Annotated in this window: 20 protein-coding genes; 9 read left to right on the forward strand and 11 right to left on the reverse strand. The window is 69.6% G+C overall.

Annotated elements, in window-relative coordinates; all coding sequences use genetic code 11:
• Positions 1 to 261 precede the first annotated feature (261 nt).
• The 5 genes from ACZ6DL_RS14980 (at position 262) to proB (ending at position 7,248) form a co-directional block, all read left to right on the forward strand.
• A complete protein-coding gene (locus tag ACZ6DL_RS14980) occupies positions 262 to 3,462 on the forward strand; it encodes a translation initiation factor IF-2 N-terminal domain-containing protein (RefSeq protein ID WP_466051432.1) in 3,201 nt (1,066 codons plus the stop codon).
• Positions 3,463 to 3,792: 330 nt separating this feature from the next.
• On the forward strand, positions 3,793 to 4,104 hold the full coding sequence (rplU, locus tag ACZ6DL_RS14985; protein ID WP_062977502.1) for a 50S ribosomal protein L21: 312 nt from the start codon (positions 3,793 to 3,795) through the stop codon (positions 4,102 to 4,104).
• Between the two features lie 22 nt (positions 4,105 to 4,126).
• A complete protein-coding gene (gene rpmA / locus ACZ6DL_RS14990) occupies positions 4,127 to 4,393 on the forward strand; it encodes a 50S ribosomal protein L27 (RefSeq protein WP_043688634.1) in 267 nt (88 codons plus the stop codon).
• A gap of 121 nt (positions 4,394 to 4,514) precedes the next feature.
• Complete coding sequence (gene obgE, locus ACZ6DL_RS14995; RefSeq protein WP_040865499.1) at positions 4,515 to 5,969, forward strand: GTPase ObgE; 1,455 nt, start codon at positions 4,515 to 4,517, stop codon at positions 5,967 to 5,969.
• A gap of 178 nt (positions 5,970 to 6,147) precedes the next feature.
• On the forward strand, positions 6,148 to 7,248 hold the full coding sequence (proB, locus tag ACZ6DL_RS15000) for a glutamate 5-kinase (protein WP_357045326.1): 1,101 nt from the start codon (positions 6,148 to 6,150) through the stop codon (positions 7,246 to 7,248).
• 353 nt (positions 7,249 to 7,601) lie between these two features.
• On the opposite strand, the gene ACZ6DL_RS15005 is transcribed toward proB, so the two are convergent.
• From ACZ6DL_RS15005 to ACZ6DL_RS15015, 3 genes are all read right to left on the reverse strand, one after another.
• Positions 7,602 to 8,990: a hypothetical protein gene (locus ACZ6DL_RS15005; RefSeq protein WP_466051435.1), complete on the reverse strand. Its 1,389-nt coding sequence runs from the start codon at positions 8,988 to 8,990 to the stop codon at positions 7,602 to 7,604.
• Positions 8,987 to 9,361 (reverse strand): hypothetical protein, encoded by a 375-nt coding sequence (locus ACZ6DL_RS15010; protein WP_040865501.1) that lies wholly within the window; start codon positions 9,359 to 9,361, stop codon positions 8,987 to 8,989. Before ACZ6DL_RS15010 ends, ACZ6DL_RS15005 begins: the two co-directional genes overlap by 4 nt.
• Positions 9,362 to 9,454: 93 nt before the next feature.
• Positions 9,455 to 10,159, reverse strand: coding sequence for an ESX secretion-associated protein EspG (locus ACZ6DL_RS15015; RefSeq protein ID WP_466051437.1), 705 nt, complete (start codon positions 10,157 to 10,159; stop codon positions 9,455 to 9,457).
• Between the two features lie 263 nt (positions 10,160 to 10,422).
• Between ACZ6DL_RS15015 and ACZ6DL_RS15020 the strand changes: the two genes are divergently transcribed.
• Positions 10,423 to 10,776, forward strand: a complete 354-nt coding sequence (locus ACZ6DL_RS15020; RefSeq protein WP_466051439.1) for a hypothetical protein — start codon at positions 10,423 to 10,425, stop codon at positions 10,774 to 10,776.
• A gap of 52 nt (positions 10,777 to 10,828) precedes the next feature.
• Here the strand turns inward: ACZ6DL_RS15020 and ACZ6DL_RS15025 are convergent, their stop codons facing one another.
• The 6 genes from ACZ6DL_RS15025 to ACZ6DL_RS15050 form a co-directional block, all read right to left on the reverse strand.
• On the reverse strand, positions 10,829 to 11,923 hold the full coding sequence (locus tag ACZ6DL_RS15025) for a methyltransferase (RefSeq protein WP_466051440.1): 1,095 nt from the start codon (positions 11,921 to 11,923) through the stop codon (positions 10,829 to 10,831).
• Positions 11,924 to 11,962: 39 nt separating this feature from the next.
• The gene (locus ACZ6DL_RS15030) at positions 11,963 to 12,745 is read right to left on the reverse strand and encodes a MerR family transcriptional regulator (RefSeq protein ID WP_062977487.1); all 783 of its coding nucleotides are present in this window, start codon (positions 12,743 to 12,745) and stop codon (positions 11,963 to 11,965) included.
• Between the two features lie 93 nt (positions 12,746 to 12,838).
• The gene (locus tag ACZ6DL_RS15035) at positions 12,839 to 14,344 is read right to left on the reverse strand and encodes a flavin-containing monooxygenase (protein ID WP_466051442.1); all 1,506 of its coding nucleotides are present in this window, start codon (positions 14,342 to 14,344) and stop codon (positions 12,839 to 12,841) included.
• Between the two features lie 11 nt (positions 14,345 to 14,355).
• Positions 14,356 to 15,276, reverse strand: a complete 921-nt coding sequence (locus ACZ6DL_RS15040; RefSeq protein ID WP_062977520.1) for a hypothetical protein — start codon at positions 15,274 to 15,276, stop codon at positions 14,356 to 14,358.
• 10 nt (positions 15,277 to 15,286) lie between these two features.
• Positions 15,287 to 16,189, reverse strand: a complete 903-nt coding sequence (locus ACZ6DL_RS15045) for an SDR family NAD(P)-dependent oxidoreductase (RefSeq protein WP_466051444.1) — start codon at positions 16,187 to 16,189, stop codon at positions 15,287 to 15,289.
• A gap of 1 nt (position 16,190) precedes the next feature.
• A complete protein-coding gene (locus tag ACZ6DL_RS15050; protein ID WP_466051446.1) occupies positions 16,191 to 17,177 on the reverse strand; it encodes an alpha/beta hydrolase in 987 nt (328 codons plus the stop codon).
• 79 nt (positions 17,178 to 17,256) lie between these two features.
• On the opposite strand from ACZ6DL_RS15050, the gene ACZ6DL_RS15055 reads away from it, so the two are divergent.
• Positions 17,257 to 17,838: a GrpB family protein gene (locus tag ACZ6DL_RS15055; protein ID WP_466051448.1), complete on the forward strand. Its 582-nt coding sequence runs from the start codon at positions 17,257 to 17,259 to the stop codon at positions 17,836 to 17,838.
• Between the two features lie 189 nt (positions 17,839 to 18,027).
• Here ACZ6DL_RS15055 and ACZ6DL_RS15060 read toward each other — a convergent pair whose 3' ends face one another.
• Both ACZ6DL_RS15060 and ligD read right to left on the reverse strand, forming a co-directional pair.
• Entirely contained in the window at positions 18,028 to 18,978 is a 951-nt protein-coding gene (locus ACZ6DL_RS15060; protein ID WP_466051450.1) for a D-isomer specific 2-hydroxyacid dehydrogenase family protein, read from the reverse strand.
• A 109-nt stretch (positions 18,979 to 19,087) separates the two neighbouring features.
• On the reverse strand, positions 19,088 to 20,056 hold the full coding sequence (gene ligD / locus ACZ6DL_RS15065; RefSeq protein WP_062977476.1) for a non-homologous end-joining DNA ligase: 969 nt from the start codon (positions 20,054 to 20,056) through the stop codon (positions 19,088 to 19,090).
• 12 nt (positions 20,057 to 20,068) lie between these two features.
• Between ligD and ACZ6DL_RS15070 the strand changes: the two genes are divergently transcribed.
• A complete protein-coding gene (locus tag ACZ6DL_RS15070) occupies positions 20,069 to 20,407 on the forward strand; it encodes a hypothetical protein (protein WP_466051452.1) in 339 nt (112 codons plus the stop codon).
• Complete coding sequence (locus tag ACZ6DL_RS15075; RefSeq protein WP_466051454.1) at positions 20,404 to 20,712, forward strand: hypothetical protein; 309 nt, start codon at positions 20,404 to 20,406, stop codon at positions 20,710 to 20,712. The genes ACZ6DL_RS15070 and ACZ6DL_RS15075 overlap by 4 nt, the downstream gene beginning before the upstream one ends.
• Positions 20,713 to 20,886: the final 174 nt, after the last annotated feature.

Raw genomic sequence — 20,886 nt, forward strand, 5'->3', positions numbered from 1 at the left:
CCATGGACAAACGGCCTGGTTACAGGGTCGGCTGTCCGCGCAGGCACGCTGGATGAGCGCTCGTACCGCGGAGTTCAGCCATACAGCCAGGCGCCGCGTGACCAGTTAGCCCGAACGACGAAAAACCGAGAGATAACCGGGCACGCGGGGCGAGACCACTTGAACTCGCGCCCACCGGGTGCGGGTCGAACGGACAGCGCCCCCGCGTCGGCCGCGTCACTCCCGCCGGGAGGGACGCGCCCGGGGGCCCGAGGAGACTTCGTGGCCGATCAAGAGCCGCTGGAAACAACATCACAGGATGCCGAACAATTGCCGGAGCGAATCCGAGTTCATGCACTCGCCAAGCTGCTGGGGGTAACGAGCAAGCGCATCCTGGCCAAGCTGACCGAGATGGGGGCGGACGCGCGCAGCGCCCAGTCGAACGTCGACCGGGCCGTCGCGGAGTCGGTGCGCGACGCCTTGGTGACGGTCGAGGCGGACGTCGCGGCCGCGCAGCCCGCAGCGGGCCAGGTAGACGCCTCTGCGCCGGCGCAGACCGCCGAGCCTCCCGAAGGCGCCACAGCGGATGCGGCGAACGCCCCGGTCGCGGGCGGACAACCGGCTGGATCCGGGCGGGAAGCGCCCGCCGAGACGCCCTTCACCGGTGCCGGGGTCCTCTTCTCCGCGCCGGAGGTGCCGGGCGCAACGCCCGTGCCGACCGGCACTTCGGCTACCCAGCACACGCAACTGTTCACGCACTCGGAGCGACCGGAGCCCGAGCCGGTGGCCCCGGCGGTGTTCGAGGCCGCCGCCGCAGTGCAGGCGCCGCTGTTCCTGTCGCCGGACGCCGCGGCGGCCGAGCAGGCGCGTAAGCAGCGTCGCGCCGAGCGCGACACTCGGCGTACCGAGGAGCGGGCGCCCGAGCCCGCCGAGGACGAGACCGAGCCGGCCGAGGACGAGCGCGAGTCGGCCGACCAGCAGGACGACGAAGGACAGCCCCGCCGCAGGCGCCGTGGTCGCCGCGGACGCGGCCGCGGCCGTGGTGAGCAGCAGTCCGACGGCGATGGCGATGGCGACGAGAACGAGTCGGATAACGAGGACGAATCGGCTCCCGAGGCCGCCGAGGCGGCGGAGTCCGCGGAGTCCGCGGAGACCGCCGAGGGCGAGGGGGACGACGAGGACGGTGCGCCGGAAGGCTCCACCCGTCGTCGCCGTCGCCGCCGTCGCCGCAAGGTGGCCGGCGAGTCGGGCGATAGCGAATCGGCCGACGACGATCCGCCGAACACGGTCGTGCACGAGCGCGAGCCGCGCAACAAGACCCGCAGCCGCGCCGCCGCGGCCGACGAGGTCCAGGGCATCACCGGCTCCACCCGGTTGGAAGCCAAGCGGCAGCGCCGTCGCGACGGACGCGAGGCGGGCCGCCGCCGTCCGCCGATCCTGACCGAGTCGGAGTTCCTTGCCCGGCGCGAAGCCGTCGATCGCGTGATGGTCGTGCGCGAGAAGTCCTTCCCCGACCACCCCACCGCGACGCAGGTGGCCGTGCTCGAGGACAACGTCCTGGTCGAGCACTTCGTGACGAGCACCGGTTCGGCGTCCATGGTCGGCAACGTCTACCTCGGCAGGGTGCAGAACGTCCTGCCCAGCATGGAGGCCGCGTTCGTCGACATCGGCCGCGGCCGCAACGGCGTGCTCTACGCCGGTGAGGTCAACTGGGAGGCCGCCGGGCTCGGCGGCAAGGAGCGCAAGATCGAGCAGGCGCTCAAGCCGGGCGACCAGGTGCTGGTCCAGGTGAGCAAGGACCCGGTCGGCCACAAGGGCGCCCGTCTGACCACGCAGATCAGCCTGGCCGGGCGTTTCCTGGTGTACGTGCCCGGCGGCACCTCCACCGGGATCAGCCGCAAGCTGCCCGACACCGAGCGCAAGCGTCTGAAGGAGATCCTGCGCGACATCGTGCCCTCCGACGCCGGTGTGATCATCCGCACCGCCTCCGAAGGCGTCAGCGAGACCGAGCTGGCCCGCGACGTGGAGCGGCTGCAGGCCACCTGGCGCACGATCCAGCAGCAGACCGGCAAGGACAACAACGCGCCCAAGACGCTCTACGAAGAGCCGGACCTGCTGGTCAAGGTCATCCGCGACCTGTTCAACGAGGATTTCTCCAAGCTGGTCATCGAGGGTGACCGGGCCTGGAGCACGGTGGAGAAGTACATCGGCACCGTCGCGCCCGACCTGCTCGCCCGGGTCAACCGGCACGAGAACAACGGCGTCGACGTGTTCGAGACCTATCGGATCGACGAACAGCTGGCCAAGGCGCTGGATCGCAAGGTGTGGCTGCCCTCGGGTGGCACCCTGGTGATCGACCGCACCGAGGCCATGACGGTGATCGACGTGAACACCGGCAAGTTCACCGGTTCCGGCGGCAGCAACCTGGAGGAGACCGTCACCAGGAACAACCTGGAGGCGGCCGAGGAGATCGTGCGCCAGATGCGGCTGCGCGACATCGGCGGCATGATCGTCGTCGACTTCATCGACATGGTGCTCGAGTCCAACCGCGACCTGGTGCTGCGCCGCCTCACCGAGGCGCTGGGCCGGGACCGGACCCGCCACCAGGTCTCCGAGGTCACCTCGCTCGGCCTGGTGCAGATGACCCGCAAGAAGCTGGGCACCGGCCTGGTCGAGGCGTTCTCCACCACCTGCGAGCACTGCCACGGACGCGGCATCCTCGTGCACGCCTATCCGGTGGAGCCCGGTTCCGGCGAAGAGGCCGCTGGGCGCACCAAGGAGAGCGGTTCGCGCAGGCGTCGTGGCCGGGACAAGAGCGCGCAGGCACCGGCACAGCCCGCCAACGGGTCCGGACCCGCGGGCGAGCCCGAGGAAGATGCGGCCGTCAAACGGGCGCATCCGGTCGCGCTCGCGATGGCCGCGCACCACTCGGAGGAGACCGACGAGGAGCCGGAACCGGCCGAGGAGACCGCCGCCGAGCCGCGGGCCGCGAGCGCCGAGCAGCCCGCCGACGAGCGAGTGGTCTCCGAGACCGTCGAGGCCGCCGTGGCGGTTCCCGCCGAGGAGCCGGAGACCGAGCCCGCCGAAGTGGTCGAGGTCATCGAGGAAGTCGAGCGGGTCGAGCCGGTACCGGCGCAGGAGCCCGCCGCCGTCGAGAAGTCGGTTCCGGCTCCCGAGGCCGAGCCCGTCGCCGAGCCGGTCCCGGCTGCCGAGTCCGTCCCGGCATCGGAGAACGGCGCCGCCGCCAACGGTGTCGCCGAACCGGGAGCGGGCCGTCCATCTCGTCGCCGGAGGGTTGCCCGTTCGGCCGCGGCGCCCGCCGCGGACAGTTCGGGAGCGGTGTTCGTACTGCCCACCGGGGAGCAGGCGCCCGCGCCCGCGATCGACTACTCCCAGCCGGAACCGGTCGAATTGCCGCAGCGCGGTCGGCCGCGCAGGCGGGCGGTCGGCCGCCCGGCAGGCGCGCCGGACGCGTCGCACTGAGTCGTCGCGCACGTTCCGTGGCCCCCGCCGGCATCTCCGGCGGGGGCCACGTGCGTCTCGGCAGCGAACCGGTGGCATCGCCCGGCAGCGGGGGTGGGCGCCGGTTTGGTCGTGGCGGTGGCCGTCCTGTAATCTTGGACAGTCGCTGCCCGGTGACAACATGTTTTGTCTCCGTGGCCCGGTTCTCGACAGTTCAGTACCGAGAGCCACCAGATGCCGAGGCGGTGGCGATTACCAGACCAGTCGTGTGGCGGTTTCCGGTGGCATCAAACCGGAGGTGTCGCCGCGTGAACGAGTGCCGAGCACTACAGGAAGAAGGGCAGCCGACCGATGGCAACGTACGCGATCGTCAAGACCGGCGGAAAGCAGTACAAGGTCGCGGTCGGTGACCTGGTGAAGGTCGAGAAGATCGAGGGCGCGCCGGGCACCGCCGTGGCGCTGAATCCGGTCCTCGTCGTCGACGGCGCCGAGCTGACCACCGACGCCGCGAAGCTGGCCGACATCTCCGTGGCCGCCGAGGTGGTCGAGCAGACCAAGGGCCCGAAGATCCGCATCCACAAGTTCAAGAACAAGACCGGCTACCACAAGCGCCAGGGTCACCGTCAGCCGCTGACGGTCCTCAAGGTCACCGGCATCAAGTAAGACATCCCGAGGAGAACCAGCTATGGCACACAAGAAGGGTGCGTCCAGCTCCCGCAACGGGCGTGATTCCAACGCCCAGCGACTCGGCGTCAAGCGCTTCGGCGGCCAGACCGTCAAGGCGGGCGAGATCCTCGTGCGTCAGCGCGGCACCCACTTCCACCCCGGCGTGAACGTCGGCCGTGGCGGTGACGACACCCTGTTCGCCCTGTCGGCGGGCGCGGTCGAGTTCGGCACCAAGCGTGGACGCAAGACCGTCAACATCGTGGCCCCGGAGCCGGTTCAGGCCTGACCGCCGAACCACTTCCGGATACACAGCGAGCGGGTCAGGGTCTCGAAACCCTGGCCCGTTTTTCGTGTTCTCGAACTACCAGTCCCAGTACGACCAGTCCCGAAGGAGGATGATTCGGCGTATGTCCAAGTTCATCGACCGTGTCGTACTGCATGTGCGTGCGGGTAAAGGCGGCCACGGTTGCGCCTCGGTGCACCGTGAGAAGTTCAAGCCGCTCGGCGGGCCGGACGGCGGCAACGGCGGCAACGGCGGCGACGTCATCCTCGAGGTCGACGCCAACGTGCACACCCTGTTGGACTTCCACTTCCACCCGCACGCGAAGGCGGGCAACGGCAAGCCGGGTGAGGGCGGCAACCGGGACGGCAAGCAGGGCGCCGATCTGGTGCTCAAGGTGCCCGACGGCACCGTCGTACTCGACGACGACGGCAAGGTGCTCGTCGACCTGGTCGGTTCGGGCAACCGCTTCATCGTCGCGCGCGGCGGTCGCGGCGGGCTCGGCAATGCCGCGCTGGCTTCGAAGGCCCGCAAGGCGCCGGGTTTCGCGCTGCTCGGCGAGGACGGCGAAGAACTCGACCTGGTTCTGGAGCTGAAGTCGGTCGCCGACGTCGGGCTGGTGGGGTTCCCTTCGGCAGGCAAGTCCTCGCTGGTCTCGGTGCTGTCGGCGGCCAAGCCGAAGATCGCCGACTACCCCTTCACCACACTGGTGCCCAATCTCGGCGTCGTCGCCAGCGGTGACACCACCTTCACCGTCGCCGATGTGCCCGGATTGATCCCTGGGGCCAGCGAAGGGCGCGGTCTGGGCCTGGACTTCCTGCGGCACCTCGAGCGCTGTGCGGTGCTCGCCCACGTGGTGGACTGCGCGACGCTGGAGCCGGGCCGCGACCCGGTGTCCGACGTCGACGCGCTCGAGGCCGAACTCGCCGCTTACAAGCCAGCGCTGAGCGCGGACGCCGAACTCGGCGACCTGGCGGGCCGGCCACGTGTGGTGATCTTGAACAAGATCGATGTGCCCGACGCGGCCGAACTGGCCGAGATGGTGACCGCGGAGTTCACCGAGCGCGGCTGGCCGGTGTTCGAGATCTCCGCGGTGAGCCGGGCGGGCCTGCGCCCCCTGACCTTCGCCCTCGCCGACCTGGTGCGCCGGTACCGCGAGGAGCATCCGCAGGCTGCGCCCAAGCGGCCGGTCATCCGCCCGATCGCGGTGGACGACACGGGGTTCAGCGTGCTCGCCGACCCGGAGGAGCCCGGTGGCTTCATCGTGCGCGGCACCCGGCCGGAGCGCTGGGTGCGGCAGACCCAGTTCGACAACGACGAGGCCGTCGGCTACCTGGCCGACCGTTTGGCCCGCCTGGGCGTGGAAGACGAACTGGTGCGGCTGGGCGCGGAACCGGGAGCGCCGGTGACCATCGGCGACGTGACATTCGAATGGGAACCCCAGATCTCGGCGGGTATCGACATGGTGCCCACCGGGCGCGGCACCGACATCCGGCTGGAGCAGACCGACCGGGTCAGTGCGGCCGAGCGCAAGCACGCGTCCCGGGTGCGCCGCGGTCTGGTGCGGGAAGACGAGGAGTAGACGTGGACGACGGTCGAGTCGTGCGCTCGCGGCGGGTGCCGCGTTCGGCGGGCTCGATCGCGGGCGGTCCGGGTATGGTCGGGACAACGGTCCCGGCTAACGTGGATTCGATTGTGGCGCAGGGAGTTCGGTGGCGATGCAGATGAAATCCATGACTGCCGAGGCGGATTCGTCGGGCCTGAGCGAGGCGCGGCGGGCGATCGCGGCGGCGCGCCGGGTCGTGGTCAAGATCGGTTCATCGGCGCTGACCAGTCTGAAAGGCGGCTTGGACACCGCGCGGCTGGATCTGCTCGCCGACGCGGTGGAGGCGCGGATGCGCGCCGGATCCGATGTGGTGGTGGTGTCCTCGGGTGCGATCGGCGCGGGCATCGCGCCACTCGGCTTGACCAGCCGTCCGCGTGATCTGGCGACCAAGCAGGCCGCGGCGAGCGTCGGGCAGCTGGCCCTCGCGCACGCCTGGGGCACCTCGTTCGCCCGATACCACCGCACGGTCGGGCAGGTGCTCCTGAGCGCCGACGACTTCGCCCGCCGCGAGCATCACCGCAACGCCCAGCGCACCCTCGACCGCCTGCGCTCGCTCGGCGCGGTGGCCGTGGTGAACGAGAACGACACCGTGGCAACGGAAGAGATCCGCTTCGGCGACAACGACCGGCTCGCCGCGCTGGTCGCCCACCTGGTCGGCGCCGACGCGCTGGTACTGCTGTCGGACGTGGCGGGCCTCTACGACGGCGACCCGCGCAAGGGCGCGGCAACGCTGATTCCCGAGGTGCGCAGCAGTGCCGACCTGGACGGCGTCATCGCGGGCAGCGGCGGCGCGCTCGGCACCGGCGGCATGGCGTCGAAGTTGTCGGCGGCGCGCCTGGCCGCGGACGCGGGCGTGCCGGTGCTGCTGGCCGCCGCCTCGTCGGCCGCCACCGCCCTGACCACCGGCACCGTCGGCACCGCGTTCGCCGCCCGCCCGGTGCGCCTGTCCGCCCGCAAGTTCTGGGTCCGGCACGCCGCCGACAGCCGCGGCGCCCTGCTCATCGACGACGGTGCCGTCCAAGCGGTGGCGCACCGGCGCCGCTCGCTGCTCGCGGCCGGAATCGTGGGCGTGCGGGGCCGCTTCTACGGCGGTGACGTGGTGGATCTGGTCGCCCCCGACAGCCGCGTCGTCGCCCGTGGCGTCGTCGAATACGACAGCACCGAACTGGCGGGCATGCTCGGCCGCTCCACCGCCGAACTTCCCGACACGATGCAACGCCCCGTGATCCATGCCGACGACTTGGTGAAGGTCTGATTTCGCACTGGCTGCGGGCGTTTCGGGCACAGTCATGCGCTCTTTCGTCCCGACCCGACGCCCCCGGGGCTCGACCTGAGAAACTCATCTGCTCGTGCACCCCAGGTGAGTAGTTCGCGAGCACGGGCGGGTCGATCGCGGCTCGGCCGAACTCTGTCCGCCGGTGGCCGTCGCGGCGACACGGAGCGGTTCTGGGCTCGCAACCGGACGACATCAGGGTGTGCGGTGACGGCCGGGAGCTGTACAGACGGCGTGGTGGCACCATCCGCATCCGAGATGCGCTGAGCGCCCGGCGCGATGCCGCCGGGAACTCCCCGCCGCCCCGGCGTGGTGACCGAGGCGGCGGACCGGCCTCAGGACGGGACGACGCCCGGTTGGTTGGTCGTCGGTATCTGCTGCTGGTTGCCTTCCACCGGGCCGGTGACGCCGGGTTGGCCACCCGGATCGGGCAGTGGAACCCCGGGGCCCGGAGCCGGGGATTGCGGGGGCGGTGGTGGGCTCGGTGCGGGCGGTGGCGGTGGGGGAGCCGATGAGCTCGGTGGTTGCACGGGTTCCGGGGTTTGCGGTGCGGGCGGTGGTGGTGCCGATGAGCTCGGTGGTTGCGCCGGTTCCGGGGTTTGCGGTGCGGGCGGAGGCGGCGGAGGTGCTGACGAACTCGGCGGTTGCGCCGGTTCGGGAACCTGTGCGGGTGGTTCGGTAGGCGGTGGCGGCGCCGACGAACTCGGCGGTTGCACGGGCTCCGGCGTTTGCGGTGCGGGTGCCGACGAATTGGGCGGTTGCACGGGCTCCGGAATGTCCGGTGCGGGAGTAGGACTCGGCGGCGGAGGTGTGGTCGAGGGCGCCTGCTGTGTCTGCGGTGCAGGCTCGGGCGACGGCGACGGCGACGGCGTGGGCTGTGGCGTCGGTGTCTGGGTGGACGGGGCTTGCTGCGGCGCCGGGGTCTCGGTGGAGGGGGACTGCTGCGGTGGTGGAGTCTGCTGGGTGGGTGGCGCCGAGGGAGTCTGCTGTGCGTCCGGCGCCGGTTGTGTCGGCGATGACGGCGGGTGGGACGGCGCGGACGATTCCGGAGCGTCGGGTGTGGGTTGCCTGCTGTCAGGTGCGGGTCGCGTTGTGTCCGGCGATGATTCGTCGTCCGGCAGCACCGGCTCGGGTGTCGAGTACCTCGGCGTGCCGGGGGAGAGCGCCTGTGGTGCGGCCGGCGCCGTGACAGCGGGTGGTTCGGGCAGCGCGGGCACGGCGGTTCCCGCGGCGGAGTATGCGGGCTTATAGACCATGTTCATCGCGAGCACGGCTTCCTGGCGCAGCGCCTCCTGCGCCATCTGCGCGTTGATGACGTGCGCCGCTTCCAGCAGTCGCGCGATCGCGCCGACCGGCCCGGAAGCGCCCGGCGGCACCACCGCGAGTTTCACCGCCTCGGCGGCCGCTGCGACCCCGCCGAGCCGGGCGCCCACTTGACCGAGCACCGCGGCCAGCTCGTCGGCCGAGGCCGCGAAACTGCGCGCGCATGCCTGCGCGGCGTCGGCGGCGGCGCCTTTCCATCCGGCCGTGTCCATCACGCGGTCCACACCGCCGCGAGTCAGTGGGAACGACGTGGTGAGCGCCCCTGCCGCCTCGACCCAGATCGTCGAGGCGCGCAGTACCTGCGCGGCGTCGATCTGCTGCGCCTTCGCGTAGATCTCCTCGTGCCGCAGGGACTCGAAATGCTCCATCGAGCTGATGTAGGTGGGATCGGAGCCGCTCATCGGGGCAACCTCGTCTGGACCGCGCGCAGGGCGGCGGCGCTCGCGGCGTCGGCCTCTTCGAACAGTCCTCCGCTGATCAAGAACGCTTCCTTCATGCGGTAGGCCGCTTCGATGTAGTGGTCGAGCAGTGCCGCCGCGTCCCGCGCCTTGTGGCTGAAACCGGCCTGCAATTGCTGCGCGGAGACGAATCCACCGAAACCGCCGAGGTCCGCTGCGGATTGGAGGCGCTGCTGTAGGTGAAGCAGCCGATCGGCCTGCCGCTCATACATTTCAGCGCACTGCCGAGCCGCCGCCGGATCGAACTGGACGGTCCCGCTCTGCGCGGCCTCCTTGAATCGGGCGATATCGGCTCGGCTGGTCTCGATCGTCATCGCTCACCCCTGAGATCGGTCGGTCCGCCTCAGACTAACCGGAAGCTCGGTGCCTGGTCAGCATTAGTCGGCGGCCATGGCCGCGAAAACGAGTTATATCGGTATGCGCTTTTGCAATTGGAGGGCGATCTGCTCGGCGGAAGCGGGGGCGATCCGCACTTCGTCGCCCGCTTTGATCAGGTATCTTCCGTCGTCGCGTACATCGATCCAGGTGTAGTGGATCGGTGGGGGCGGGGTGGGACGATCCAATCGCGGTTCGATTCTGATGTGGCCCTCGGCGGTATGCGGTTCGAGCAGCAGCTTGCGGATTCGGGGCGCCGCCTGTTGCCGCGCGCGCACGGTCTCCTGGTCGCGTACCGCGTCACCGGACGCGACCCGAGCGGGTTCGCGGCCAGCGGGCGTCCTCGGCAGCAGCGCCGCGATCCGCCGGCCCAGTTTTGTGCTGTGGCCGATCGAAATGCGCACGCGGCCACCGAAATCCGGTCCCGCGCCGGGTTCCTGCACCGCGAGCACGGCGCGATCGTAGATGGCGGCGGCGAGCAACCGTAGCTCACTGCCCGGTTGATGGGCGCCGCCGATCGCCACGATCCTGGTGTGCGGTTCGGCCAGAATGCGCAGGCAGGCCGATAGGTCGGGGTCGGAGCGCAGCGGCAGCCGCTCGGCGAGGGCGATGCGCAACTTCTCGGCCTCGTCCTCGGTGCGGGGCGTCTCCAGGATGCGCAGCGGGTAGGGGTGGCGGTCCAGGTCGGTCTCGCGCCAGATATAGGCGAACTCGTCCGGAGTGAAGGTCCATTCCACGGCCGAATCACATCCTCACCGAACCCGCCAATGCTGCTCGTAGCCTAGCGGTCCCGACGCCGGGACAAGAGATGTACCGCGCGGGGACGCCACCGCCTTCCGGCATCCGTCCTGAAAAATCGCGATTTCGAGGCGGTGTCGTGCTCGACCGTCCGCTCCGGTTCTGCTGGAATATCAGAAAGGGGTTCGCGACGCGTGGGCGAAGCGATTACCCCGCACGGCATCAACCGGGTATGGCTGAGATCTGCCGAGGAGGGATTGCGGTGCACACCACGATACGGCGAGTGGGCGCGGGAACCGTTCTGCTGTTCCTCGCGGGCGGCCTCGTCTGGGCCGGAGCCGGGCCCGCGGGAGCGGAGCCGGCCGGTTGCTATGTCGACCGAGGCGTCACCGACGCGGCCGCGCTGTGCCACAGTGGCGAGGGAGCCTCGGTGCTGGAGGCCGAATGTCTCGGCTTCTTCCAGCCGTCGGGGCGGTCCGGGCCGGTGTTCGGCTACTACAGCGGCTTCGAATCGCAACAGACGCCGGTCGGCAAGCCGATGCGCGTCACCTGTGTGGCCGACGGCGCCGTGGGGATCGCCACCCTCGCGTTCCTGGTCCCCGCCGCGACGCCGTAACCGACGATCAGCGAACACGTTTCGGCTGTCGGCGTTTCCGGGATCGCGGCGGTCAGCTCGGCCGCGCCTCCAGCACGTTGTCCGGTGAGGCCGTCGGCACGCGCCTGGTCAGCGTGAATCCGTGCCGGGCGAGGAACTCGCGGTACTCGGCCTCGGTGCGTTCCCGGCCGCCCGCGTTGACCAGCATCTCCAGGTCGATGTACTTGCTCGGATGCGGGGCGGTGTGTTCGGGGACGACCAGTTCGACGATCAGCAACCGGGCGTCGGGGCCCATGGCCGCACGCAGCGTGCGCAGAATGCGCCCGGCGTCCGCGTCGGCCCAGTCGTGCAGAATGTGCTTGAGGAGGTAGGCATCGCCCCCCTCGGGGACGCTGTCGAAGAACGATCCGCTGTGCACCGCGCAGCGATCGGCGAGACCGAGCTCGGCGAGCCGAGCGGGCGCGTCGGCCACCACCTCCGGCAGGTCGAACAGGATGCCGCGCGATCGGGGTGCGCGGCGCAGGATTTCGGTGAGCAGCGTCCCTTCGCCCCCGCCTACGTCGACCAGGGTCTCGAAGCGGCCGAAATCGTAGGCCGCGAACAGCGGTTCCATCGCCAAGGTGCCGATGCTGGTCATCGCGCGGTCGAACAATTCGCCGAGTTCGCGATCGTGCTGGACGTAGTCGAAGAACGACATCCCGTCGAGTTTCTCGCCGACCGGCTCCCCGGTGCGCACCGCGTCGACCAGATGCGACCAGTGATTGCGGTGCGCGGTCGAACCGAAGAACAGCACCGCGTCGCGCAACGACACGTCGGCATCGCGGCGCAGGGCTCGTGCCATCGGCGTCAGCGCGTAGCGCCCGTCGCGCCGCTGGGTGAAGATGCCGTGACTGATCAGCAGTCGCAGCAATCGACGCAGGGCGCCCTCGTCGGCGCCGACCGCCGCCGCGAGCTCCGCACCCGAGCGCGGTCCCGCCGCGAGTTCGTCGGCCACGCCGAGCACCGCGGCGGCGTGAATGGCCTGCGTGATCCACCCGGCGGCGATCAGTTCCATCAGTGCGACGTGTCCGGGCACCAGCTTGCGAAACGCCAGAGCCAAGGCGCCGCGCACCGACTCGACGGCCCGTACCAGCGGAAGCGGAGGGATTCTCGGTCGGTCGGACGCCACTGCGACTCCATCCGTCGAAGGTCGGCACTCTGCGCTTGTCTAGGAGGGTACGTCGCGGCCGGATTCGCTGCGCTGTTTCTCTCGCTCGGCCGCCGTGGCGAGATAATCGCCCAGTTCGCGGCGCAGTGTGACGTCCAGTGAGCGGGCGAGCGTGGCGTGCACCGAGGCCACCGCCAGTTCGCGCATCTTGTTGAGCATCGTTGTGGTCTCGGCGATTTCGCCGCTGGTGTCGGGCATCCAGCCGGGCCCGTGCTCATCGATGATGTGCTGCTTGGCCGCGGTGATCATGATGTGCGTGATGTCATCGATGCGGTCGGCCACCTTCGCGTAGATCTCGATGAGCGTGCGCAGTTCCAGGCCGTACTCGTGCAACTCGGCGAACGAGGTGAGCAGCTGGGTCTCGGTGAAGACCACCGTGTCGCCCTCCAGCCGGACCAGCTTCATCTCGCGCAGCCGGTCGACCAGTTCGTCGGCATCGGCGCCGAGGATGGTGCCGATCAGCTCGCGGGGCACCTCGAAGGTCTCGTCCTTGGCCCAGGACGCCGTCACTGCGTGCTGCAGGCCGAGCACTTCGGTGAGGTCCTTGCCGGTCTCCCAGCTGGTGATGAAGTCGGCGATGTGCGCGGTGGTGAAGCCGCGCTGCAGCAGCGCGTCGATCAGGCGCAGCCGCTCCAGGTGCGCGTCGTCGTAGATGCTGGCCCTGCCGTCCTTGCCGACCGGCGGCGGCAGCAGTCCGCGTTCCTGGTAAGCGCGCACGTTGCGGGTGGTGGTGCCCGCGGCGCGCGCGAGGTCATCGATCCGGTATTCCGGCGTCGACCTCACCTCCCTCGCTGACCAGGCGCCGATGGACCGGCGGCGCGCCGCTGAACTCCCTGCGGACCGAGTCTATCGTCCGCGCCGCCGGTCTCCCGGCACCTACGAAACCGGTGCCACTCGTTGTCGCCGCTGGTCGGCGGTCTGCTCGACCACGAGGTAGTCGTCGAGATCGACCGCGCGCAGCTGATGGACGTACTGCGTGGCGAAGCCCGGATACATCGTCGCGTTGAAGCCGTCCTCGGTCAGATACCAGCTGCGGCATCCCGAGTTCCAGGTGGTGGCGGAGAGCTTGCGCTGGATGGCGGCGTTGTAGCGGTCCTGCCGATCCTGCCGCACGTCGAGCATGCGCAGGTCCCGGTCCAGGATGACGCCGATCGCGCCGACGAGGTAGTCGATCTGGGCTTCCATGTACACCAACGCCGAGTTGTGCCCCGGCCCGGAATTGGGTCCGAAGGTGAAATACAGATTGGGATACCCGGAGACGGCGACGCTCTTGAAGGCGTAGGCGCCACGCGCCCATTCGTCCGCGAGGATCCGGCCGTCGCGCCCGGTCACCGGAATGGGGGTCCCGGTCTTGGAGACGTCGAACCCCGTCGCGAAGACGATGCAATCCGCCTGGTGCTCGATGCCTTCGGCGGTGCGGATGCCGTGCTCGGAGATCCGGGCGATCGGCCAGGTGATCAGCTTGCAGTTGTCCCGCTGGAGGGCGGGGTAGTAGTCGTCGGTCATCAGCAGGCGTTTGCAACCGGCCCGGAAGTCCGGGGTGAGCTGACGGCGCAGCCAGGGGTCTTTGACCTGCCTGCGCAGCTGTGCCTTGCCGACCAGCTCGACCACCCTGGTCAGCGGCGTATTCCACACCACGCCCAGCGCCACCGACTCGTGGCCGTAGAACCAGGCGCGCCGGGCCAGCTGTTCGGCGGCGGGCACGCGGCGGTAGAGCTCCTTGGTCAGGCCGTTGGTCTGCCGGTTGACCCGCGGCAGCACCCAGCCGGGCGTGCGCTGGAACACCTTCACCGAGGCGGCCTTGTCGACCAGCTCCGGGATGATCTGGACCGCGCTGGCCCCGGTGCCGACGACCGCGACTCGCTTGCCGGTGAAGTCGTAGTCGTGATCCCAGCGGGCGCTGTGGATCTTGTGACCCTGATACGTCTCGATGCCGCGGATATCCGGGAGACTCGCGTTGGCCAGCGGCCCGGACGCCAGCACCACGGCGCGGGCGAGGATCGGCTCGGCGTGGCCCTCGATCGTGATGTGCCAGACTCCGGCCTGCTCGTCGAACACGATGCCGGTGACGTTGTGCCCGAAGCGCAGGTGTGGACCGAGCCGGAATTCCGTGGCCATCGCCTCGATGTAGCCGAGGATCTCGTTGCTGCCGGAGTAGGTGCGCGACCAATCCGGGTTCGGCGCGAAACTGTAGGAGTACAACCGCGACGGAATGTCGCACGCCGCACCGGGATAGGTGTTGTCGCGCCACGTGCCGCCGATCGCGGCGCCGCGCTCGAAGATCGCGAAATCATGGATGCCGCGCTGCTTCAGCCGGATGGCCGTGCCGATTCCGGCGAACCCGCCGCCGATCACGGCGACGTCGAGGGTGTGGGTGCTCATCGGGTTCCCTGTCATGCCGCGGGCTCGTAGGTCAGTTCCTTCGACCAGGTCGGGTTGTTGCGCAGCAGTGCCCTCGGCAGCAACCCGGTGATCTTCACCAGCGCGTCGGCCACCAAGTGGTAGGGGTGACCGCGGTCGATCACCCAGCCGCCGTGCGTCTTCACGATCTGGTACATCGGCAGCCTGCGCGCGAATTCGCTGCGCTCGCCGACGTTCGCGTACCGCTTGAGCGCGCCGTAGAGCTTCTCCTCGTCGACGCCCATCGCGACGATGTTGTCGCGCATCTTGTTCAGCAACGGCACATAGCTCAGCACGCCGATGATCAGCGAGGGCTTGGCCCAGCCGCCGACCAGGTCGATGAACAGCTTGCGCATCTCCGCGTGCCCGAGCAGATCCATCACGGCGAAATCGACGGCCAGGTGCCGGGATTCGTCGGAGTTGATCTTCTTGAACGCCTCCTGGCAGACCGGGTCCTCGATCTCGTCCATGATGAACTTGATCAGCGCGCCGTCCAGCGCGACCTCCAGCATCGGGATCACGGTGCCGAGGAACGACAGCGACATGTCGTCGGAGTACTTGTCCAGGAAGTCGATCACCAGCTTGACGTTCACGTTCGGCTGCGGGATCTCGTCGCCGTCGAGCATGCCCCACCGGCGCATCAGCGCGAGTTCGGCGTTGGCGTGCTTCTGCTCCTCGGCGTGGAAGTAGCGGTAGATCTCGCGCAACGTCTCGGTGGGCGCCTTCTTGGCCATCGCCGCGAAGCCGCGCGCGCCGACGTTCTCGATCCACATCAGATCGGCCATGAACGGCTTGAGCTTGGCGTGCAGTTCGGGCGTGATGGTCTCGCGGCCCGGCGCGTCCCAATCGATGTCGGCCAGCGCCCACTGGCGGTCCTTGATCTTGCGGAGCATGTCGTCGAAGTCCATCGCGATGGCAGCCATGTCAGACTCCTGTCTTGTCGGTGACCGGAGTGCGGTCGGTGGTGGTCGAGTGGTCCTGGGGCAGCAGCCGCTCCAGGAGCCCGAGGACGTAGGTGTACTGCGCGGGGAAGCACCGCTTGAGCAGCCATACGGCGTGCGCGTCCAGTTGGGGAAGCACATAGAGCTGACCGCGGTCGTGCGCGTCGAGGGCGGTGCGCGCGACGCGCTCGGGGGAGAAGCCGGTCCAGCGCATGAGGAAGTCGGCCAGTTGCGCCGATTCCTTGGTGATCCGGCCGTCACGCGCGACGTTCGTGCGGACGAACGTCGGGCACAACACCGTCACCGCGACACCGGTGCCGCTCAATTCGGCGGCCATGGTCTCCGACAGCGACAGCACACCGGCCTTGGACACGTTGTAGGCGGCCATGGAGGGCGCGGCGGCGAATCCGGCGGCCGAGGCGACGTTGATGATGCCGCCGCGTCCGGCCGCCCGCAGGCGCGGGGCGAAGACCTCGCAGCCGTGCACGACTCCCCACAGGTTGATGCCCAGTGCCCACTGCCAGTCGTCGAAGCCGATGTGCCCCACGGGTTTGCCGCCGATCCCGACGCCCGCGTTGTTGATCACCAGGTCGACCGGGCGCTCGAACAGCGTTTCGGCGAAGCGGGCGAGCAACTCCACGTCCTCGCGTTGCGCCACGTCGCAGCGGAAGGCGTGCGCGGCGCCCGGGTGGGCGCGTTCGATCAGGGCGACCGTTTCGTCGGCGCGCACCTCATCGATGTCGGCGCAGATCACCCGGCCGCCGCGGGCGGCGATCTCCAGCGCGAACGCGCGGCCGATGCCGCTGCCCGCGCCGGTGACCACGGCTCGCGCACCGTGCGTGCGCCGGGGCCTGCCCAGGGCCACCAGCTTGTCCAATCCGAACATCTCAGCTCACCTTTTCCGTACCGGAGGTAGCGACCAGCGCCGCGCGCAGGAAGTCGGCGGCGCGTGCGAGGGCTTGGTCGGCCTCGGGCACCACCAGGGGAAGGGCCTGGAAGACGTGTAGTTGCCCAGGCCAGATCTCGAGTTCGCAGCTGCCGCCCGCGCGCCGGACCATCTCGCACAGCGCCCGTGCGTCGGCGGCGAGCATCTCGGTGCCGCCGACCTGCACCAGGATCGGCGGCAGCGCGAGACCCTGCGGGATGGTCAGCCGCAGGCGCGCGGCGTCGGCCGGGTGACCGTTGGTGTAGGCCGCGGGCAGCCTGCTCGCGGCGGCGGCCGAGATCAGCGGATCGGTCCGGACGCGTTCCCGCTCGGCCGCCAAGCCGAGGGTCAGATCCAGCAGCGGGGAGAACATCGCGACGGCCGCGGGCTGCGGGCGGCGGTGTCGTCCGTTCTCGACGAGCAGGTCCAATGCGAGATGCCCGCCCGCGGAGTCGCAGGCGATCACCAGGTCTTCCGCGGCGATGCCCCGGCCGAGCAGCCAGCGGTAACCCGCCTCGACGTCGTCGGCGGCGGCGGGGAACCGGTGTTCGGGCGCGAGGCGATAGTCGGTGAGGAAGACCGGAAGCCCGGTCTTCGCCGACAGCCGAGCCGCGAGAGCGCGATGCGTGCGCGCCGAGCAGATCACATACCCGCTGCCGTGGATGTAGTAGACGGCTCGCGTCCCGAACGGCACGCCCGCCGCCCGCACCCATTCGCCGCGCACCGCGCCCGACCGGACCTGGGTGACGGACGTACCGGGCGGCACGGGACCGCCGACGGCCATCAGCGTGGCGATGAGCTTGCGTGCGAACCAGACGCCCGGCGCGTTCATCGGCACCGCGCAGTTCACCGGCCGAAGCGTGAGCCTGGTGGCCGCCGCGGCCACGGTGGCGCGGGTCGAGGGCGCGGTGGGAACGCCGGGGACCGAGGTCCTCGTTGACCTTGTCATGCGCTAAGAATCAGGCATCAATGTGCCAGTTGTCAATGGCACATTTGTGGAAGGTAATCCGGACCGGCTACCGTGACGTGTGGCTACCTTGGACGACGACGAGATCGCGGCGGCGACGGTCGGCGAGGTGGAGCCTTATGCGGTCAAGGTGGTTCTGGAGAACTACGACCCCGCGTGGCCGGACTGGTATGCCGAGGAAGAAGCCGTGATACGCGCGGCACTCGGTGATGTGGCGCTGCGGATCGAGCACACGGGTTCCACGTCGGTTCCCGGTCTCGCGGCCAAGCCGCTGATCGACATCCTGCTGCTGGTTCCCGACGCCGACGACGAAGCCGCTTATCTACCGGCTCTCGAAGCTGCCGGGTACGCGCTGCGCGTCCGGCAACCGGACTGGTATCAGCATCGCTGTCTTGTCCGCCGGGTGGACAGTGGTGCGCGCCGAAACGTGAATCTGCATGTGTTCGCGCCGGAGTCGGGCGCGCCGGAGATCGAGCGGATCCTCGCCTTCCGCGACTGGTTGCGCACGCACCACGGAGACCGGGAGTACTACGAGCGTACGAAAAGAGCTCTCGCGCGGCGGGACTGGAAGTTCGTGCAGCACTACGCGAACGCCAAGAGCGAGGTCATCGAGGAGATCCTCGGCCGAGCGCTGTCCGGCTGATGCCGATCGGGCGAGCCACCCGACTCGTCACCGGACAACGACCGCCCGACCGGTACCGCCGAGCGCTTTCCGCAGTGGCGGGCCGCTGCGCCTCGCAGCGGACGGGGTCGCGCGGATCATGCCCGGCGCGTCCACCGCCGCCGAATGCCGAGGCCCACTCTGCTCGAATTCTGTTGTGCGCGAACGCTCTCAGTACCCGCGCGCGGGGTCGATCGGCGCCAGCAGCGGACGTCCTTCGAGGAACCGCGAGACGTTTGCTTCGACATGGTCGGCGAAGGCCGCCAACCGCAGCTGCGGCGGGTTCGAATCATGGGGAGTGACAATGGCATTCGGCAGCGACCAGAGGGGATGACCGGCCGGGAGCGGCTCCGGGTCGGTGACGTCGAGGCCGGCGCCGCCGATCGCGCCGGAGGCCAGCGCGGCCACCAGCGCGTCGGTGTCGACGAGGCTGCCGCGCGCGACGTTGATGATCCACGAGGACGGCTTGAGCCGCGCCAGTTCGTCCGCGCCGACGAGATGCCTGGTGGCGGGCGTGGCGGGCGCGGCGATCACCACGTGATCGGTATGCGGCCAGACCCGGCCCAGATGATCGGCGGAAATCGTCTCGACCGAAGAGGGAATGCCGGGGCCGGTGACCGGACGCCCGCTGCGGTTCACCGCGATGATGTGCGCGCCGAGCGGAACCAGCATCGGGATCAGCGCGCGGCCGATGCCGCCCGCGCCCACGATCGTCACCGTCTTGCCGCGCAGCGTGCCGACGTGCGGAAAGAAGTCCTGTTGCCGCCAGTCCGACGCGCGCAGATGCTCGGGCAGGTAGCGGACACCAGCGAGCAGCAGCATGAGCGCGTGCTCGGCCACGCTCGCCGCGAAAGCGCCTGCGGCGGAGGTGAATCGCACAGCGGGATGCCTGGCGATGACGCCCGCGGCGAACCAGTCCTCGACGCCTGCGGCCGGAAGCTGCACCCACTCCACACCGGCGGGCAATTCGTCCGGGAACTCGCTTGCGTCGCCGGCCCAGATCAGCCCGCGCGCCTCGCCGAGATCGGAGAGGGTGGCGCCCGCCCCCACGACGGCCTTCTCCAGCAGCGTGGGAGGTGGGTCGGCGGGGCCGATCGCGATCGTCACTGCCGGTCGGTTCATGGACGGACCTCCTTCGGAGCAGTAGGAACGTGGTCGCGAGCGAGACGTTGCGACCGTAACACCGCCCGGCGTGCGCCGACCGGTCACAGGGTGTGCGTTCGGCGCGGCGCTAGGCCTCGCTCTGCTCCTCGTCGAGCTCCACGTCCACCTTGTCCCGCTCGGCCCACTCCAGGAGAGGATCCAGGTGGAACACCGCGTCATCCATGCCCGCGTGCAGATCGCCGAGTTCGGCGAAGCGAGCGGGAACGGAGGCCATGGTGAAGTCGCGCGGATCGATGTCGGGAATTTCGTCCCAGCGTACCGGTGTGGAGACCGTGGCGGCGGGGACGCCGCGCACCGAGTAGGCGGCGGCGATGGTGTGATCGCGGGCGTTCTGGTTGTAGTCGACGAACAGCATCTTCGGATCGCGGTCGCGCCGCCACCAGGTGGTGGTCACGTCGTCGGGCGCCCGCCGCTCGACTTCCCGGGCGAACGCGAGCGCTGCGCGGCGCACGTCCTGGAATCCCTGATCCGGCGCGATCCGCACGTACACATGCATGCCCTTGCCGCCAGAGGTCTTCGGCCACCCGACGGCGCCGATCTCGTCGAGCACCTCGTGCACCACCCCGGCGACCCGTTGCACTCGCGACCACGGGCAATCCGGCATCGGGTCGAGGTCGATGCGCCACTCGTCCGGACGCTCGGTATCGGCGGCGCGTGAATTCCACGGATGGAACTCGACCGTGGACATCTGCACCGCCCACAGGACGTCGGCGAGCTTCTCGACGCACAGCTCGTCGGCATGCCTCCCATAGCGCGGGAAGTACACCCGCACAGTCGGAATCCAGTCCGGCGCGCCGGCGGGAAGCCGCTTCTGATGCACCTTGTCGCCCGCGAGTCCTTTGGGAAACCGGTGCAGCATGCAGGGCCGGTCGCGCAGCGCGTTGACGATGCCGTCCCCGACGCTCAGGTAGTACTGCACCAGATCCAGCTTGGTGGCGCCGCTCTCCGGAAAGTAGACGCGGTCGGGGTTGGAGACGCGGATCGTATGGTCGCCGACCTCGAGCTCGATCGCCGACCCGGTGGATTTGCTGGCCACGGATCGACTGTAGTGGGCGAAGCGGAGGAAAGCCCCGCGCGACTTCGAACCGGCGCGAGCTTTGCCGCGGCCGGGTTCCCGGCGTCGCACCGCTCTGGTATGCATACCGGTATGAGCAAGGCGACGCGCGTGACCGTCACGCTGGATCCGCAGGTGGCCGAGTGGGCCAGGGAGGTCGCCGATCGCCAGAACCGCAGCCTGTCGGCGGTGATCAACGCCGCGCTCCGCTCCACGCTCGTGCACGACAGCCTGACCGCACTGGCCATCGACGATGAGGCCGAGCTGGCCGCGGCCTACGACGACATGACGCTCACCCAGGCCGCCGAAGACGATGCCGCCGGCGCCGCATGAAACGCGGCGAGATCTGGCGCTACGCCCCGACGCTCAGTGACGGCACCCCTTTCCCGCGGCGCATGACGGTCGTGCTGATCTCCGACTCGGCGGTGATCACCTCGCGCTATCGCTGGCTGCAAGTCGTCCCGTTGCGCGACGCCGACCCCGGGCATGTGCTGGCCACTCTCACCGAACACGGCTGGGCCGACACCCTGAAACTGCACCGCGCCTATCGCCCCTGGCTCACCGAACATCTCGGCATGCTCTCCCCGGAGGAGACGGAATCCCTCGACGCCCGCCTGCGGGCGACGCTCAGTCTTTGATTGCAGCGCCTGCGGCGCTGCGTGTTCGCGGCCCCTTTGTGGCTCGCGTTTGCGCGACCCGGGCCGCGAACGGAACATGCTCGTTCTCGCTTCGCTCGAAACCGGGAGTCGGGGTCAGCGGGGGGCGTAGGACGGTAGCCGTGCCACCTCGATGTGCTGCCGTTACGTCGGTGG

This window comes from Nocardia sp. NPDC041819 (genome assembly GCF_055590505.1).

Bases quoted from the DNA above. Each gene is read 5' to 3' on its own strand.
- ACZ6DL_RS15075 (WP_466051454.1), top strand. From the start codon at position 20,404: ATGAAACGCGGCGAGATCTGGCGCTACGCCCCGACGCTCAGTGACGGC.
- obgE (WP_040865499.1), top strand. From the start codon at position 4,515: ATGTCCAAGTTCATCGACCGTGTCGTACTGCATGTGCGTGCGGGTAAA.
- rplU (WP_062977502.1), top strand. From the start codon at position 3,793: ATGGCAACGTACGCGATCGTCAAGACCGGCGGAAAGCAGTACAAGGTC.
- ACZ6DL_RS15050 (WP_466051446.1), bottom strand. From the start codon at position 17,177: ATGACAAGGTCAACGAGGACCTCGGTCCCCGGCGTTCCCACCGCGCCC.
- rpmA (WP_043688634.1), top strand. From the start codon at position 4,127: ATGGCACACAAGAAGGGTGCGTCCAGCTCCCGCAACGGGCGTGATTCC.
- ACZ6DL_RS15045 (WP_466051444.1), bottom strand. From the start codon at position 16,189: ATGTTCGGATTGGACAAGCTGGTGGCCCTGGGCAGGCCCCGGCGCACG.
- ACZ6DL_RS15035 (WP_466051442.1), bottom strand. From the start codon at position 14,344: ATGAGCACCCACACCCTCGACGTCGCCGTGATCGGCGGCGGGTTCGCC.
- ACZ6DL_RS15010 (WP_040865501.1), bottom strand. From the start codon at position 9,361: ATGACGATCGAGACCAGCCGAGCCGATATCGCCCGATTCAAGGAGGCC.
- ACZ6DL_RS15005 (WP_466051435.1), bottom strand. From the start codon at position 8,990: ATGAGCGGCTCCGATCCCACCTACATCAGCTCGATGGAGCATTTCGAG.
- ACZ6DL_RS15060 (WP_466051450.1), bottom strand. From the start codon at position 18,978: ATGAACCGACCGGCAGTGACGATCGCGATCGGCCCCGCCGACCCACCT.